Annotated in this window: 15 protein-coding genes; 11 read left to right on the forward strand and 4 right to left on the reverse strand. The window is 71.8% G+C overall.

From position 1 onward, the window contains the following. Positions 1 to 46: 46 nt before the first annotated feature. The 4 genes from ACIA5G_RS09605 to ACIA5G_RS09620 all read left to right on the forward strand — a co-directional run bounded on the left by ACIA5G_RS09605 (position 47) and on the right by ACIA5G_RS09620 (position 5,146). Entirely contained in the window at positions 47 to 1,639 is a 1,593-nt protein-coding gene (locus ACIA5G_RS09605; protein WP_395922064.1) for an acyl-CoA synthetase, read from the forward strand. Positions 1,640 to 1,839: 200 nt separating this feature from the next. Then, positions 1,840 to 2,061: a hypothetical protein gene (locus ACIA5G_RS09610; RefSeq protein ID WP_395922066.1), complete on the forward strand. Its 222-nt coding sequence runs from the start codon at positions 1,840 to 1,842 to the stop codon at positions 2,059 to 2,061. Between the two features lie 108 nt (positions 2,062 to 2,169). Further along, positions 2,170 to 4,242 carry a putative Ig domain-containing protein gene (locus ACIA5G_RS09615; protein WP_395923493.1) on the forward strand — a complete coding sequence of 691 codons (2,073 nt, stop codon included), beginning with the start codon at positions 2,170 to 2,172 and terminating at the stop codon, positions 4,240 to 4,242. A 40-nt stretch (positions 4,243 to 4,282) separates the two neighbouring features. Continuing rightward, positions 4,283 to 5,146, forward strand: a complete 864-nt coding sequence (locus ACIA5G_RS09620; protein WP_395922067.1) for a GNAT family N-acetyltransferase — start codon at positions 4,283 to 4,285, stop codon at positions 5,144 to 5,146. On the opposite strand, the gene ACIA5G_RS09625 is transcribed toward ACIA5G_RS09620, so the two are convergent. Continuing rightward, positions 5,071 to 5,415, reverse strand: a complete 345-nt coding sequence (locus tag ACIA5G_RS09625) for an MmcQ/YjbR family DNA-binding protein (RefSeq protein WP_395922069.1) — start codon at positions 5,413 to 5,415, stop codon at positions 5,071 to 5,073. The two genes, ACIA5G_RS09620 and ACIA5G_RS09625, sit on opposite strands and share 76 nt — an antisense overlap. Positions 5,416 to 5,449: 34 nt before the next feature. On the opposite strand from ACIA5G_RS09625, the gene ACIA5G_RS09630 reads away from it, so the two are divergent. Further along, a complete protein-coding gene (locus tag ACIA5G_RS09630) occupies positions 5,450 to 6,211 on the forward strand; it encodes a fructosamine kinase family protein (protein WP_395922070.1) in 762 nt (253 codons plus the stop codon). Here the strand turns inward: ACIA5G_RS09630 and ACIA5G_RS09635 are convergent. Both ACIA5G_RS09635 and ACIA5G_RS09640 read right to left on the reverse strand, forming a co-directional pair. Beyond that, a complete protein-coding gene (locus tag ACIA5G_RS09635; RefSeq protein ID WP_395922072.1) occupies positions 6,208 to 6,870 on the reverse strand; it encodes an HNH endonuclease family protein in 663 nt (220 codons plus the stop codon). The genes ACIA5G_RS09630 and ACIA5G_RS09635 overlap by 4 nt on opposite strands. A gap of 94 nt (positions 6,871 to 6,964) precedes the next feature. Further along, the gene (locus ACIA5G_RS09640; RefSeq protein ID WP_395922073.1) at positions 6,965 to 7,849 is read right to left on the reverse strand and encodes a hypothetical protein; all 885 of its coding nucleotides are present in this window, start codon (positions 7,847 to 7,849) and stop codon (positions 6,965 to 6,967) included. A gap of 149 nt (positions 7,850 to 7,998) precedes the next feature. On the opposite strand from ACIA5G_RS09640, the gene ACIA5G_RS09645 reads away from it, so the two are divergent. The 4 genes from ACIA5G_RS09645 to mftB all read left to right on the forward strand — a co-directional run bounded on the left by ACIA5G_RS09645 (position 7,999) and on the right by mftB (position 12,085). Beyond that, positions 7,999 to 8,859, forward strand: a complete 861-nt coding sequence (locus ACIA5G_RS09645) for an urea carboxylase-associated family protein (RefSeq protein WP_395922075.1) — start codon at positions 7,999 to 8,001, stop codon at positions 8,857 to 8,859. A gap of 121 nt (positions 8,860 to 8,980) precedes the next feature. After that, positions 8,981 to 10,594 carry a sigma-54-dependent Fis family transcriptional regulator gene (locus ACIA5G_RS09650; RefSeq protein ID WP_395922077.1) on the forward strand — a complete coding sequence of 538 codons (1,614 nt, stop codon included), beginning with the start codon at positions 8,981 to 8,983 and terminating at the stop codon, positions 10,592 to 10,594. A 94-nt stretch (positions 10,595 to 10,688) separates the two neighbouring features. Then, entirely contained in the window at positions 10,689 to 11,801 is a 1,113-nt protein-coding gene (locus ACIA5G_RS09655) for an NDMA-dependent alcohol dehydrogenase (protein WP_395922078.1), read from the forward strand. Positions 11,802 to 11,821: 20 nt separating this feature from the next. Beyond that, complete coding sequence (mftB, locus tag ACIA5G_RS09660) at positions 11,822 to 12,085, forward strand: mycofactocin biosynthesis chaperone MftB (RefSeq protein ID WP_395922080.1); 264 nt, start codon at positions 11,822 to 11,824, stop codon at positions 12,083 to 12,085. On the opposite strand, the gene ACIA5G_RS09665 is transcribed toward mftB, so the two are convergent. Further along, positions 12,082 to 13,815, reverse strand: a complete 1,734-nt coding sequence (locus tag ACIA5G_RS09665) for a pyruvate dehydrogenase (protein ID WP_395922081.1) — start codon at positions 13,813 to 13,815, stop codon at positions 12,082 to 12,084. The two genes, mftB and ACIA5G_RS09665, sit on opposite strands and share 4 nt — an antisense overlap. A gap of 70 nt (positions 13,816 to 13,885) precedes the next feature. On the opposite strand from ACIA5G_RS09665, the gene ACIA5G_RS09670 reads away from it, so the two are divergent. Together ACIA5G_RS09670 and ACIA5G_RS09675 are read left to right on the forward strand one after the other, a co-directional pair. Then, the gene (locus ACIA5G_RS09670; protein WP_395922082.1) at positions 13,886 to 14,788 is read left to right on the forward strand and encodes a LysR family transcriptional regulator; all 903 of its coding nucleotides are present in this window, start codon (positions 13,886 to 13,888) and stop codon (positions 14,786 to 14,788) included. Between the two features lie 51 nt (positions 14,789 to 14,839). Next, the gene (locus tag ACIA5G_RS09675) at positions 14,840 to 15,937 is read left to right on the forward strand and encodes a calcium:proton antiporter (RefSeq protein WP_395922083.1); all 1,098 of its coding nucleotides are present in this window, start codon (positions 14,840 to 14,842) and stop codon (positions 15,935 to 15,937) included. Positions 15,938 to 16,097: the final 160 nt, after the last annotated feature.

Below are 16,097 nucleotides of genomic sequence, written 5' to 3' on the forward strand. Positions count from 1 at the left end.
GAGTCACACGCTTGCGAGTTTTCCCGCCCCGGCCGAGACTGCCGGGATGGACCAGCCGTTCTCCGAGGCCACTGCCGCCCTCGTCGACCGTGCCCGGCAGCATGCGCTGGGCGATCTTCTCCGCCGGACCGCGCTGCGGCTGCCGGACAAGCTCGCGATCGTCGACGGGGACGCGCGGCTCACCTTCGCCGAGTTCGAGGCCGCCGCCAACCGCTGTGCCCACGCGCTCGCCGCGCGCGGCCTGCGCAAGGGTGACCGGCTGGCGCTGCTGAGCCACAACTGCCGGCAGTTCGGCGTCCTCGCCTTCGCCACGGCCAAGCTCGGGGTGCTCCTCGTGCCGGTCAACTTCATGCTCGGCGCCGACGAAATCGCCTACATTCTCCGGCACGCCGAAGTCGCCGCGTTCGTCTCCGAGGACACCCTCGAACCGACCGCGGCCAAAGCCCTCGAACTGGCCGAGCTGGGTGCCGTCGTCCGCGGCCGGATCACCACCGGCGCGGGCGGCGACTGGGAAGACGTCGACACGTGGCTGTCCGAAGGGGACGCTTCGGCGCCGGAGGTCTTCGTCGCCGACGACGATCCACTGCGGATCATGTACACCTCCGGCACCGAGTCGCGGCCGAAGGGTGTGCTGCTGTCGAGCCGCTCCCTGATCGCGCAGTACGTCTCGTGCGTCATCGACGGCGGGATGAGCGCCGACGACGTCGAGGTCCATTCGCTGCCGCTGTACCACTGCGCGCAGCTGGACTGTTTCTTCTCCGTCGACGTCTACCTCGGCGCGACCAGCGTGATCCTGCCCGGCCCGGACCCCGCGGCGGTGCTCGCCGCCGTCGAGCGGGAGCGGGCGACGAAGCTGTTCGCCCCGCCGACGGTGTGGATCTCCTTGCTGCGGCAAGAAAACTTCGACCGGACCGACCTGTCCAGCTTGCGAAAAGGGTACTACGGCGCTTCGGCGATGCCGGTCGAAGTGCTGCGCGAGCTGCGCCGCCGCCTGCCCGACGTCGAGCTGTGGAACTTCTACGGCCAGACGGAGATGGCGCCGCTGGCGACGATCCTGCGCCCGCACGAGCAGCTCGAGCGCGCCGGTTCGGCCGGGCGCGCGTCGCTCAACGTCGAGACGCGGATCGTCGACGACGAAGACCTGCCCGTCGCACCCGGCGTCGTCGGCGAGATCGTGCACCGCAGCCCGCACGCCACCCTCGGCTACTACCGCGACGAGGACAAGACCGCCGAGGCGTTCCGGTCCGGCTGGTTCCACTCCGGCGACCTCGGTGTGCTCGACGAGGACGGCTACCTGTCCGTCGTGGACCGCAAGAAGGACATGATCAAGACCGGCGGTGAGAACGTCGCGAGCCGCGAAGTCGAAGAGGCGCTCTACCTGCTCGACGGGGTCGCCGAAGCCGCGGTGTTCGGGATCAGCCATCCACACTGGATCGAAGCGGTCACCGCGGTGGTCGTGCCGCGCGAAGGCGCAATTCTCACCGCAGCGCAAGTGGTCGACCACGCCAAGTCACATCTCGCCGGTTACAAATGTCCCAAGTACGTCGTCTTCGCGGACCGGCTTCCCAAGAATCCCAGCGGAAAGATCGTCAAACGAGAATTGCGGGAGCGGCACAAAGGACTCGCCGCCGAGGGCTGAGCCACCGAAAACTCCTTGTGCCTCAGGGAAGACCGCGGATACCGTCGGCTGTCCGCCGGCGCTCTCCGAGGAACGCGGGACGACTGTCCCACCAGGGCCGTCCGGCCCGGAAACGGGATACCGGAAAGCCATGGCGCGCGGCGTCCGTCGGGTCTAGTAATGAGGCCGTTCCTCGTTCCCGAACCCCGAAAGGATCTCTCGTGTCCGTTTTCCTCGCCGTTCTGCTCGCCCTGGCCGCGGGGCTGCTCGTCGGCAGCCGCGTCCACAACGCGCGCGAGGCACGCTCCAACTACTCCGCCTACCGGGCCCGGACCGCGAAGGGGTTCGGGGAGATGATCCGGTCCGCGGTGTCGGCCGCGCTCGCGGTGGTCGGCGCCCTCGTGCTGCTCTTCATCCTGCTCAACGTCCTCCAGCAGGCCTGATCGCGGAACCCGACTCATGGCGGGTTGTTGCCGCCCCGGCAGCAGCGCACGCTTTCTCCTGGCCCCGACGGACGGGGCCGGGAAAGGACTCCCCCCATGAGATCGAGGGTGCTTTCTGCTGCGCTCAGTGCGGCCGTGGGCCTGCTGGGCACGGTCGTCGTCGCCGCGCCGGCCGAGGCCGCCGCGGTCTGCGGTGACCAGGTCGTCGGCAACGGCGGGTTCGAGAGCGGCACCGCGCCGTGGACCCAGACCAGCGGGGTCGTCTCCGCCGCCACCGCGGCGGAACCCGCACACGGCGGCACGTCCGTCGCCTGGCTGGACGGCTACGGCAGCACGCACACCGACACCCTGTCCCAGGCGCTGACGCTGCCCGCCGGTTGCGCGTCCGCGACGCTCTCCTGGTGGTCGCACATCGACACCAAGGAGACGACGACCGGCACCGCCTACGACAAGCTGGTGGTGCAGGCGGGCTCCGACACCCTCGCGAGCTACTCGAACCTCGACAAGAACACCGGGTACGTCCAGCGCACCGTCGACGTGTCGCGCTACCTGGGCCAGACCGTGACGCTCAAGGTCACCGGCACCGAGGACTCGAGCCTGGCGACCAACTTCCTCCTCGACGACTTCTCGCTGACCACGACCGGGACGAGCAACCCGCAGTCGCCGGTCGTCACCTCGCCCGGCGCGCAGTCCGGCGCCGCCGGCCAGGCCGTGTCGCTGCAGGTCCAGGCCACCGACCCGCAGGGTGACGCGCTCACCTACACCGCAACCGGCCTGCCCGCCGGCCTGACGATCGGCGCGAGCACCGGGAAGATCACCGGCACCCCGACGACGGCGGGCACGTCCTCGGTGACCGTCACGGCCAAGGACCCGGCCGGCAACAGCGGCAGCGCCACCTTCGCCTGGACGATCACCGCGGCGCCCGCCGATTCGACCCGCACACCGATCAACCCGGCCTACACGGTGAACCTGACGTCGAACACCTCCGGCACCACCTGGACCGGGCACCAGACGGCCAGCTTCACCAACGGTTCGGCGACCGCGCTGCCCGAGGTCTACCTGCGGTTGTGGGACAACTACCACGGCAGCTGCCCGTCGACGCCGATCACGGTCACGAACGTCACCGGCGGCACCGCGGCCGCGCTGAGCGTGAACTGCACCGCCCTGAAGATCACCCTGCCGAGCCCGCTGGCCCAGGGCCAGTCCGCCACCATCGGCTTCGACCTCGGCATCGTCGTGCCGAGCGGGGCCGACCGGTTCGGCCACGACGGCGCGTACAACATGATCGGCAACGCGCTGCCGGTGCTCGCGGTCCGCGACGCCGCCGGCTGGCACCTCGACCCCTACACCAACAACGGCGAGTCGTTCTACAGCCTGATCAGCGACTTCGACGTCACGCTCGTGCACCCGACGTCGCTGCTGACCCCGGCCACCGGCTCGTCGACCGAGACGACCAGCGGCAGCACCACGACCACGCACGCGGTGGCGAACAAGGTGCGCGACTTCGCCTGGGCCGCCGGGCCGTTCGCGAAGATCACCACGACGTCCGGCAAGGGGGTGCGGGTCAACGTCTACTCGGTCAGCGGGATCTCGACCAGCAGCGCCAACCAGATGCTGACGCTGGCCGCCGACTCCATCGACGTCCACTCGGGCCGCTTCGGCGACTACCCGTACGGCGAGGTGGACGTGGTGCTGGACAACAACTTCTGGTTCGGCGGCATGGAGTACCCGGGCTTCGTGCTCGACCTCGTGTCCACCACGGCGCTCCCGCACGAGCTGGCGCACCAGTGGTTCTACGGGATCGTCGGCGACGACGAGTACACCTCGCCGTGGCTGGACGAAAGCTTCACCGACTACGCCACCGACCTCTACCGCGGGGTCACCGGCAGCGGCTGCGGCATCACGTGGCAGTCGAGTGCGGAGAAGCTGACCAACTCGATGGCGTACTGGGACGCGCATTCTTCGCGGTACTCCACCGTGGTCTACAACTACGGCAAGTGCACCCTGCACGACCTGCGACGGCTGATCGGCGACACCCCGATGGCGAACCTGCTGAAGTCGTACGCGCAGTCGCACTGGTACGGCGTGTCGACCACGGCCGAGTTCAAGGCCGCGGCGCAGGCGGCGGCCGGCTCGACCGACCTGACGTCGTTCTGGGCTTCGCACCGAGTGGAGGGTTAATCGGTTGGGTCCCCGCCCGTGCGTCCGGCACCCTGGGCGCATGGGCGGGGAACGGCTTTTCTGCGACGTCGCGCTGGCGGCGCGGATCGAACGCGCCGAAGCGCGGCTGACGGCCGAAAGCAGTGACGCCGCGCGGGCGCGCCGCGGGGACACGATCGGGTTCGCGCGGCCGTTCTCGGGCGGTGTCGCCAGCTTCGCCGAGGACGACTCGCCGTTCAACAAGGTCATCGGACTCGGCTTCGGCGGCCTGCCGTCGACCGCGGAGCTGGACGAGATCGAGCACGCCTTCGCCGAATTGGGCTCGCCGGTGCAGGTCGAGCTGTGCCAGCTGGCCGACGCCGGGACCGGCGGGTTCTTCACCGAACGCGGCTACCGGCTGGAGTCGTTCGAGAACGTGCTCGGGCGGCGGCTCGGCGACACCGACGTCCCCGATGGCGTCCGGCTCAGCCGTGACGACGAGCTGGAGACCTGGCTGTCCGAGGTCGCCGACGCCGTCGCGGTGGCCGACACCGAGGGCCTGCCCTCGCACGAAGACTTCCCGCGCGAGACCGTCGTCAACGCGATGCGGGACATGGCCGGGGTCCGGCGATACCTGGCCGAGCGCAACGGCGAGTTCGCCGGTGGCGCCAGTTTCCGCGTCACCGAAGGCATCGCGCAGTTCACCGGCGCGGCCACCGTGCCCGCGCACCGGCGGCGTGGTGTGCAGACCGCGCTGCTGCGGGCCCGGCTCGCCGCGGCGACCGAGGCCGAGTGCGACGTCGCCGTCGTCACCACGCAGCCGGGGTCGAAGTCACACCAGAACGTGCAACGGCAGGGGTTCGACCTGCTCTACACGCGGGCGATCTTGGTGAAGGGCACCTCGGCGACCAGCTCTTCGGGCGCCGACAGCCGCCAGGCTTCGTAGATCAGTTCGGCGAGCTCGTCGGTGCCGACGCTGTCCAGGTGGACGACGACCCAGCCGAAGCCGCCCGCGGTGAACTGGATCTCGAAGACGTCCGGCCGCTCGGAGACCAGCGCGAGCTGCTCGGAGATCGTCTGCTTCAGGCCGACGGTCCGGGTCCGCGGCCAGTAGTAGCCGAACCGCTTGCCGCGCACGCTGAACGAGGAGTAGTCACGCGCCTCGGACCGTTCCACGTCCGCCAGCGCGGTCAACACCCGTTCGAAGTCCTGCACCCGACCACCGTAGCGCGCCGGTACCGTGCGGGTCATGAGCGACCTGACCGAGGCCGTGCTGGACGACGGCCGTGTTGTCGTGGTCAAACGCGGCGCCGGACCGCGCGCGACGGCGGCCGAAGCGGCGGGCCTGCGCTGGCTGGCCGCGGCCGCCGCGGTCCCGGTGCCGGAGGTGCACCGCCACGACGACGACCAGCTCGTCATGGACCGCGTCCCCGCCGGACGGCCGGACGCGGCAGCCGCCGAGCGGTTCGGCCGCGGGCTGGCCCGGTTGCATGCGGCGGGCGCACCCGCGTTCGGCTCCCCTCCCCCGGACGGGCCCGCCGACGCGTGGATCGGCCTGGCGCCGATGGTGAACGTCCCGGGTGACGACTGGGCGGCGTGGTACGCCGAACACCGCGTCCGGCCCTACGTGCGGAAGGCCGTCGACGCCGGGCTGCTCGAAGCCGCGCCGTTCGAGCGCGCGTGCTCCCGGCTCGCGGCCCCGGCCGAGCCGCCCGCGCGGCTGCACGGCGACCTGTGGAACGGCAACGTCCTGTGGGACGGCCGCGAAGCGTGGCTGATCGACCCGGCCGCCCACGGCGGCCACCGCGAGACGGACCTGGCGATGCTGCACCTGTTCGGCTGCCCGCACCTGGAGCGGATCATCGCCGCCTACGACGAGACCGCGCCGCTGGCCGAGGGCTGGCGCGACCGGATCGCGATGCACCAGCTGTTCCCGCTGCTGGTGCACACCGTCCTGTTCGGACAGTCCTACGCCGGCCAGGCCCTCGCCGCGGCACGGTCACTGGGCTAGCACTTGGCGAGCATCGTCTCCAGGGCGGTCTTCTCCGGCACGGTGATGGTCAGGCCGTAGTTGCGCTTCACCACGATCCAGTCGGTGGCGTAGGTGCACCAGTAGGACACCAGCGGCGGTTTCCACTGGTCCGGCGCCTTGTCGCTCTTCTGCTCGTTGAGGTTGTCGGTGACCGCGTGCAGCTGCGGGCGGACCAGGTCGTTGGCGAACTGCTCGCGGCGTTCGGTCGTCCACGACTTCGCGCCACTGATCCACGCCTGGCCGAGCGGCACCATGTGATCGATGTCCACATCGGACGCCTTCGTCCAGGTCTCACCGTCGTAGGCGCTGACCCAGGTGCCGGACTTGGCGGCGCACTGGGAGTCCACGGAGACGTCCTTGCCGTCGCGCTTGAGGACCTGCTCGCGGGTGTCGCAGGCGCCGTCGACCTTGTCCCAGTGCGGGAACTTCTCGCGGCTGTAGCCGTCCATCGTGCCGCGGACGGCCACCTGGAGCGCGCCCAGCTGGGTGCGGGCCTCCGCGGGCGCGACCGGCGCGGCGGCCGCCGTCCCGGGTGGCTGGGTGCCGGACCCCGAGGCCAGTTCGTCGGCCAGCTTGCAGCCGGAGAGGGAGGCGCCCGCGAGGACGGCCAGCAGAACCACGGACACGGTGCGCGGCATCGTGAACCCCTTTCACATCTACCGGGAGGTGCCCAGGAGACGCCGCGGGGAAACGGTGCAGATGGCGTAGTTGACGCGAAATGATCGTTGCAGCTCAGGAGCCGTGGAAAACCTGAGCGACGAACACCGCCGCCACCACGCCCACCGTGACGAGCAGGCTCAGCACCATCACCAGCCCCCACGGCACCTGCCGGATCGGGCGCGGCCGCGGGAAGACCGCCGACACCGGCCCCCGCGCTCTCCGGGGCGCGGGTTCCTCGGCGGCGACCGGCGCCGCCGTCAGCGGCGGCGGTTCCGGCGGAATCGCGACCACCGCGGGCAGCTCCGGCACCCGGGCCGCCGGGGGAACCCGCGCCGGGAACCCGTCGGCGAGCAAGGCGGCCCGGGGTGGCGCGAGGTGGGCGAGGGAGAGGGCGTAACAGGCGTCGAGGACGTCGTCGGCCGACCAGACGGTCCGCCACCGGTTGTGCTGCCCGATGATCCGCCGCAGCCCGCGGGGATCGGCGAGCACGACGGCCACCCCGGGCACGGCCTCGGGTTCGTGCCAGAGCGCGTCCTGCTCGCCCACCGGGCCGCTCTCGAACGAGCTTCGGGTGCTCCACCGCGGATCCGGGTCCGCCGGCTCGTGCCAGTGCGCCTCCCCCGGTGTCACCGCGACCAGGCCCGTGACGTACCGGCCGCCGTCGTGGCCGGACAACGCGCCCCTCGCCGCCGCCACCCCCGCGCCCGCCCGCTCCCCCGGGCCGGGCCACGGCGCCAGGCCGGCCTCGTGCGCGGCGATCACGACCACGCCGTTGCGGGTGAACACCAGCGCGTCGACGATCAGTCTCCCGAGCCGGCTCGGGAGACTGATCCCGGCCAGCGCCAGCCCGGTCAGGTGGTCCGGGCCCGGTCCCCACGACCGGAGCAGCCGCACGAGGTGGTCCCCGGCGGCGGGCAGGTCCCGGTCTTCGCCGGAACGCTGGAGTGCCACGAGCACGCCGGTCACACCTCCCACGACGAGACGGCGAGCGCCCCTTCGACGGTAGGAGGCGGACCGCCGCCGCCCCAGCAGCCGAACGAGTGGTCGAACACCACGGTGCGTAGCCGGGGCATCCTGGACGGACATCCGAGGAGAGGAGACCGCCGATGGCTTCACCCCCGGCCGCGTACCAGGGCGCGGCGCTCGACGTCGACCGCGGCTTCTACCGGCGGCTCGCCGACGAGGACGGCCGCGAGGTCGTCGAGGCGTTCGAGGTGCCGATCCGCTCGGGCCGCGCGTGGCGGGTGCCGCGCGGGCACCTGTGCCGGCTGCGCACCGTCGACGGCCCGCAGGTCGGCGACCTCAACCTGTGGCACGCCGACGACCCGCGCGAGCGCTTCTGGGCGGCCCGCACCCGCCAGCTGCAGCGCGCGCACGTCAGCACGTTCGACCGGCTGTGGTCGACCCTGCCGTTCCTGCGCCCGCTGGCCACGATCACCTCGGACACCCTCGAAAACCACGGCGTGGACGGCGAAGGCGGCCGGGTGCACGACCTGCTCGGCACCCGCTGCGACCCGTACGTCAACCGGATGCTCACCGGTGAGGACTTCGACTTCCACTGCCACTCGAACCTGGTCCGCGCGGTCGCGCCGTTCGGGCTCACCGAGTTCGACGTGCACGACGTCCTGAACGTCTTCCAGTGCACCGGCCTCAACCACGACGACCAGTACTTCATGAAGGCCTGCCCCGCCCGCCCCGACGACCACTTCGAGTTCTTCGCCGAGGTCGACCTGCTGTGCGCGCTGTCCACCTGCCCGGGCGGCGACCTGTCCGTGCCGCTGTGGGGACCGGACGCCCGCGACCCGATCGACGTCTGCCACCCGATCGGCGTCGAGGTGTTCAAACCCCGGCCCGGCCTGCTGACCGGCTGGTCGCCGCCGGAGCGCGCGGCCTACCGCGGCCGTCATGGTCTGCGGTCGCCGGAGTGGGCCGACCTACCCGATCGGACGGGCCGGACGCCGGGCTGACGCAGCCGGCCGGCCGGTCCGGCGCGGGCGGGCGCCGGCCCGACCGGAGAGGTTCACCTCGCTCGCGGTCCGTGTGATGATGGAAATCCGGGGACACCGATCGGCTCGACGAGGAGTGCGAGTGGACCTGCGGACCGAGATCGCGCAGTCGTGGCGGCGGGCGGAGCTGTCCGGGCTCTCCCCGGCGTCGGCCGTCGACCGGCTGGACGTCGCCGACGTCGACAACCGCAGCCGGCTGCTGCGGGCCGCCTCGCCGGTGCTGGACGAGCTGGCCCGGCAGCTGGCCGGCACGCGGTTCTGCATCGTGCTCGCCGACGACGAGTGCCGGATCGTGGCCCGGCGGTTCACCGAGCGGTCGGTCGAGCTCGCCCTCGAAGGCATCAGCGCGGTCCCCGGCTGCCAGTTCCTGGAGGAGCGGACCGGGACGAACGCCCTCGCCACGCCGTTCGAGACCCGCCGCGGGGTCGCCGTCGACGGGGACGAGCACTTCCTCGAAGCGATGAAGCAGTTCACCTGCTACGGCCACCCGGTGGTGCACCCGGTGACCCGGCGGCTGGCCGGCGTCCTCGACATCACCGGCCCGGCCGGCGACGCGAACCCGCTGCTCGGGCCGTTCCTGCGGCGCGCGGTCGCCGACATCGAACGGCGGCTCCTGGACGGCGCGAAGCTCGCCGAGCAGCAGCTGCTGGCCGCGTTCCAGTCGGTGCAGCACCGGGCTTGCGCGGTGCTGGCGCTCGGCCAGGACGTCGTGCTGGCCAACACCGCGGCGACCGAGCTGGTCGACACCGCCGACCACCGCCTGCTGCAGGAGCTGGCCCGCACCCAGCGCGGCCTGCGCCGGCTCCGGCTGACGTCGGGCACACCGGTGGAGGTCCGGGTCGAGGCGGTGTCGGCGAACGCCGGGCTGCTGTTCGAGCTGGCGCCGGTCCGCCCGGCCAGCCCGGTGGTGTCCCGCCCGCGCGCCGCCCGCGGGCTCTTCCCCGCCCCGGTCGAGGACCGCCTCCGCCGCGCCGGCCGCGCCCGCCGCCGGGTGCTGATCTGCGGCGAACCCGGAGCCGGCCGCAGCACGGCGGCCCGCGTTGTCGCCGGCGACCAGCCGCTGCACGAGTTCGACGCGTCCGACATCGTTTCGGGAGCGGCGGCGTGGTGCGCGCAGGTCGAGGCGGCCGCCGGCGGGCCGGGCCTGCTGGTGATCGACGGGATCCAGCTGCTGCCACCCCTGGCCGCGGTCCGCCTGGCCCGCCTGCTGGACACCACATCCGCGTGGTTCGCGCTGGTCAGCGGCCCACCGTCGGAGCTGCACGGCGAGCAGGCAACCCTGGCGGCGCGCGTCCACCGGCGAATCGAGCTGCCCCCGCTGCGCGAGCGCCGCGACGAGATCCCGGCGATCGCCCGGACGCTGCTCCGGGACCTCGGAGCGTCACTGCGGCTGACACCCGGAGCGCTGGAGCTGCTGGGGTCCCAGCAGTGGCCGGGCAACCTCCGCGAGCTGGCCGGCGTCCTGGCGAGCGCGGCGGACCGCCGCTCGGCCGGCGACCTGACCGCGTCCGACGTCGCCCCGGGTTGTCTGGAGACCGCCCCGGGCGCGGCGTTGAGCGGCTGGGAGCAGGCGGAGTACGACGTGATCGTCCGGACGCTGCGGGCGTGCGACGGGAACAAGGTGCGGGCGGCGAAGCAGCTCGGCATCAGCCGCTCGACGCTCTACAACCGGATGCGCGCCCTGCGGGTCCGCTGACCAGCCACTGTCCGGGAATCGGACACTTCACGGCCCCGCCGGGTCCACACAATCGACGGCGAGAGGTGCACCGCCGCACGTGGAGGAGATGGCCGTGAAGACCAAGGCAGCCGTACTGTTCGATGCCGGGAAGCCGTTCGAGATCATGGAACTGGACCTCGACGGGCCGGGCCCGGGTGAGGTGCTGATCAAGTACACCGCCGCCGGGTTGTGCCACTCGGACCTGCACCTGATCGACAACGACCTCGTGCCGCGCTTCCCGATCATCGGCGGCCACGAAGGCGCCGGGATCATCGAGGACGTCGGCCCCGGTGTCACCAAGGTCGCGCCCGGCGACCACGTCGTCTGCAGCTTCATCCCGAACTGCGGCACCTGCCGCTACTGCTCCACCGGCCGCCAGAACCTGTGCGACATGGGCGCCACCATCCTCGACGGCCACATGCCGGACGGCACCTTCCGCTTCCACGGCGGCGGCCAGGACTTCGGCGCCATGTGCATGCTCGGCACGTTCTCCGAGCGCGCCACGATCTCGCAGCACTCGGTCGTCAAGGTCGACGACTGGCTGCCGCTGGAGACCGCCGTGCTCGTCGGCTGTGGTGTCCCCACCGGCTGGGCCACCGCGAACTACGCCGGCGGCGTCCGGGCCGGGGACACCACCGTCGTCTACGGCATCGGCGGCATCGGCATCAACGCCGTCCAGGGCGCCGCGCACGCCGGCGCGAAGTACGTAGTCGCCGTCGACCCCGTCGAGTTCAAGCGGGAAGCGGCGCTCATGTTCGGCGCCACCCACGCCTTCGCCACCGCCGCCGAGGCCGCGGAGAAGGTCAACGAACTCACCTGGGGCCAGCTGGCCGACCAGGCGCTGATCACCGTCGGCACCGTGGAAGAGGACGTCGTCAGCCAGGCGTTCGACGTCGTCGGCAAGGGCGGCACCGTGGTCATCACCGGGCTCGCCAACCCCGAGAAGCTCACCGTGCACGTCTCCGGCGGTGTGATGACGCTGTTCGAGAAGACGATCAAGGGCACGCTGTTCGGCTCGGCCAACCCGCAGTACGACATCGTGCGGCTGCTGCGGCTCTACGACGCCGGCAAGCTCAAGCTGGACGAGCTGGTGACCCGCAAGTACACCCTCGACCAGGTCAACGAGGGCTACCAGGACCTGCGCGACGGCAAGAACATCCGCGGCGTCATCGTCCACTCCGCATAGCCGGTGCCGCGAAGTCCACAATGGACCTCGATGCCGCGTACCGGATCAACCCGCTGGTGGCGTTGCGCCCCGAACCGTTCGGGGCGCTCGCTTACCACACGGGCAACCGGGAACTGTCCTACCTGACCTGCCCGGAGCTGGTGCGGTTCGTCCGCGCGCTGGTGATGCACGCCTCGCTCCGCGACGCACTCGACGCCGCGGAGCTGGGCGGCACCCGCCGGGCGCGGATCCTCGCCGCGCTGGAAGCCCTGGCCGACACCGGTGTCATCGTCGTGGATCCCTAAGGGCGCGGGGTGTTGCGCAGGTTGGTGCGGGCCAGGTCGACCATCTTGCCGACACCGCCGTTGAGCACCGTCTTCGTGGCGCCGATGGCGAACCCGCGCACCATTTCGCCGGTGATCCGCGGCGGGATCGACAGCGCGTTCGGGTCGGTCACCACCTCGACCACCGCCGGGCCGGGGTGGGCGAACGCCTTCTCCAGCGCGCCGCGGACGCCGGCCGGGTCCTCGACCCGCTCCGCGAAGATCCCGCACGCCGCGGCGATCGCGGCGAAGTCCACCGGCGGGTGGTCGGTGCCGAAGTCCGGGAGCCCGTCGACGAGCATCTCCAGCTTCACCATGCCCAGCGTGGCGTTGTTGAACACCACCACCTTCACCGGGACGTCGTAGGCGGGCAGCGTCAGCAGGTCGCCCATCAGCATCGCGAGCCCGCCGTCACCCGAAAGCGACACGACCTGGCGGCCCGGCTGCGCGAGCTGCGCGCCGATCGCGTGTGGCAGCGCGTTCGCCATGCTGCCGTGCCGGAACGAGCCGAGCACCCGGCGGCGGCCGTTCGGGGTCAGGTAGCGCGCCGCCCAGACGTTGCCCATGCCGGTGTCCACGGTGAACACGGCGTCATCGGCGGCGACCTCGTCGAGCACCGACGCGACGTACTCGGGGTGGATCGGCCGCCGCTGCTCGATCTTCGTCGTGTACGCGCCGACGACCTTTTCCAGCTTCCGCACGTGCTCGCGCAGCATCCGGTCGAGGAACGCGCGGCCGGTGCGCGGGCGCAGCAGCGGCAGGAGCGCCTGCAGCGTCAGCTTGACGTCGCCGTGCACGGCCAGCTCCAGCGGTGTCCGCCGGCCGAGCCGCGAGGCGTCGTGGTCGAGCTGGACGGTGCGGGCCTGCGGGAGGAAGTTGTCGTACGGGAAGTCCGTGCCCAGCAACACGATCCGGTCGGCCTCGTGCATCGCGTCGTAGCAGGCGCCGTACCCGAGCAGGCCGCTCATGCCGACGTCGAAGGGGTTGTCGTACTGGATCCATTCCTTGCCGCCGAGCGAGTGCCCGACCGGCGCCGCGAGCTTCTCCGCCACCGCCATGACCTCGTCGTGCGCGCCGCGCACCCCCGCGCCGGCGAAGAGCATCACCCGCTCCCCCGAGTTCAGCAGCTCCGCGAGCTCTTGGACGACGGAGGCCGGCGGGACGGCGGGCGACGGCGTGACGAGCGGGAGGCGCTCGGTCAGCGGGCCGGTGGCCTTGCGGTCGGCGAGGTCGCCGGGAATGGTCAGCACCGCGACACCGCCCTTGCCGACGGCGGCCTGGGTGGCGATCCGGAGGAGCCGCGGCAGCTGCGCCGGGTCCGCGACGACCTCGCTGAAGTGGCTGCACTCGGCGAACAGCCGGTCGGGGTGCGTCTCCTGGAAGAAGCCGGTGCCGATCTGGTTCGACGGGATGTGCGACGCGATCGCCAGCACCGGCGCGCCCGAGCGGTGGGCGTCGAACAGGCCGTTGATCAGGTGCAGGTTACCCGGCCCGCAGCTGCCTGCGCACACCGCGAGCTTGCCGGTGACCTGCGCTTCGGCCGCCGCGGCGAAGGCGGCGGTCTCTTCGTGCCGGACGTGCACCCACTCGATGCCGTCGGTGCGGCGGACCGCGTCGACGATCGGGTTGAGGCTGTCCCCCACGATGCCGTAGATGCGCTCGACGCCCGCGTCCCGCAGGGTCCTGACCAGCTGTTCTGCCACGGTTGCCATACCTCCAGGGTGGCCCGTCCCGATCGATGCGTCCAATGCCTGATTGGATGAAATTCCATACACTGCAGACATGGACGTCCAGACGCTGCGGCTGTTCCGCGAGGTCGCCGCGGGTGCGACCGTGACGGAGACCGCGGCCGGCGCGCACCTGACACAGCCGGCGCTCTCGCGGGCGTTGCGGCGGCACGAGCACGAAGCGGGCGCCGAGCTGTTCCGGCGGTCCGGGCGTGTGCTGCGGCTGACCCCGGCCGGGCACGCGTTCAAGCGGCACGTCGACCTCGTGCTCGACCAGCTCGACCAGGGGCTGCGTGAGGTCGGCGAGATCGTCGCGCCGGGCACCGGCGTCGTCCCGCTGGCCTTCCTGCACACGTTCGGGACGTGGCTGGTGCCGTCGGTGCTCAGCGGGTTCCTCCGCGACCACCCCGGCGCCCGGTTCGAACTGCGGCAGCACGGCGAGGCCGGGCTGGAGGCAGAACTGCTCGACGGCACCGCGGACCTCGTCATCACCAGCGGCGACCCGGGGCACGCCCAGCTGCACTGGGAACGCCTGCTCGTCGAGCCGCTGCGGCTCGCGATCCCGCCACAGCACCGCCTCGCCCGGCGGCACCGCGTCCGCCTCGCCGACCTCGCGGACGAGACGTTCATCCTCCTCCGGCCGGGGTACGCACTGCGCGAGACGACCGAACGGCTGTGCGCCGAAGCCGGGTTCACGCCGCGCATCGGCTTCGAGGGTGACGAAGTCGAGACACTGCGCGGGCTCGTCACCGCCGGACTCGGCGTTTCGGTGCTGCCGCTCCCCCACACGGCGACGTTCCCGGCGCCGCACCTCGAACTGACCGATGTGGACGCTGCGCGCGACATCGGCCTCGCCTGGGCGGCCGGGCGGACTCTCCCGCCGTTGAGCGAAACCTTCCGGCGGCACGTCCTCGCCGCCGTGCCCGCGGACTTCGACCGTCCACAAGGGACTATGTGAGAAGCGCCGTACGACCACGCAAAGTGACCACCGGTATGACAGGGTGGAGGCATGGTCGCCGCGCTGAGATCCTTCCTGACGTCCTGGACCTCCGTAACCCCCGTGCTCGGCCTGGTCGTGCTGGCGCTCGCCTGGGGCCGCGACCTCGGACCGGTGTTCGTGGCGATCGTCGCGATCGCGCTGGGAGCGACCGTGCTCGCCGCGGTGCACCACGCCGAGGTCGTTGCGCACCGCGTGGGTGAGCCGTTCGGGTCGCTCGTGCTCGCGGTCGCGGTGACGGTCATCGAGGTCGCGCTGATCGTCACGATGATGGTTTCCGGCGGTCCCGAAGCGGGCTCGCTGGCGCGGGACACCGTGTTCGCCGCGGTGATGATCACGACCAACGGGATCGTCGGCATCTCGCTGCTCGTCGGCGCGCGGCGCTACGGCGTCACCCTCTTCAATTCGGAGGGCAGCGGCGCGGCGCTCGCCACGGTCGCGACGCTGGCCACGCTCAGCCTGGTGCTGCCGACGTTCACCTCCAGCACCCCCGGCCCGGCGTTTTCGTCGGCGCAGCTGACCTTCGCCGCGGTCGCGTCCCTGGCGCTGTACGCCACGTTCGTGCTGACGCAGACGATGCGCCACCGCGACTTCTTCCTCCCGGTGGCGGCCGACGGCGAGGTCAAGGAGGACGACCACGCCGAGCCGCCGACCAGCCGGGCGGCGCTGGGCAGCCTCGCGCTGCTGCTGGTGGCGCTGGTCGCGGTGGTCGGGCTGGCCAAGGTGGAGTCCCCGGCGATCGAGGCGGGCGTGAGCGCGGCCGGGTTCCCGCAGTCGTTCGTCGGGGTGGTGATCGCGTTGCTGGTGCTGCTCCCGGAGACCCTCGCGGCCACCCGCGCGGCCCAGCGCGACCGGATGCAGATCAGCCTCAACCTGGCCTACGGCTCGGCGATCGCGAGCATCGGCCTGACGATCCCCGCGATCGCGCTGGCGTCGATCTGGCTGCCGGGTGAGCTGCTGCTCGGCTTGGGTTCGACGCAGATCGTGCTGCTGGCGCTCACGGTCGTGGTGAGTGTCCTGACGGTCGTCCCCGGCCGGGCGACGCGCCTGCAGGGCGGGGTGCACCTGGTGCTGCTGGCCGGCTTCCTGGTCCTGGCGGTCAACCCCTGACGCCGTGTCGCCCCGCCGATCACGAGTGATGCCCTCCCCATCACGCATGATGCCCCGCTGATCACGGCTGATGCCGGGTTCGTCCCGGGCGGGAAACGGCATCTCGCGTGATCGGGGAGGCATCATGCGTGATTGAAGGGGCATCACTCGTGCTCGGGCG

Source organism: Amycolatopsis sp. NPDC051758 (assembly GCF_044453095.1).
GTDB lineage: Bacteria > Actinomycetota > Actinomycetes > Mycobacteriales > Pseudonocardiaceae > Amycolatopsis.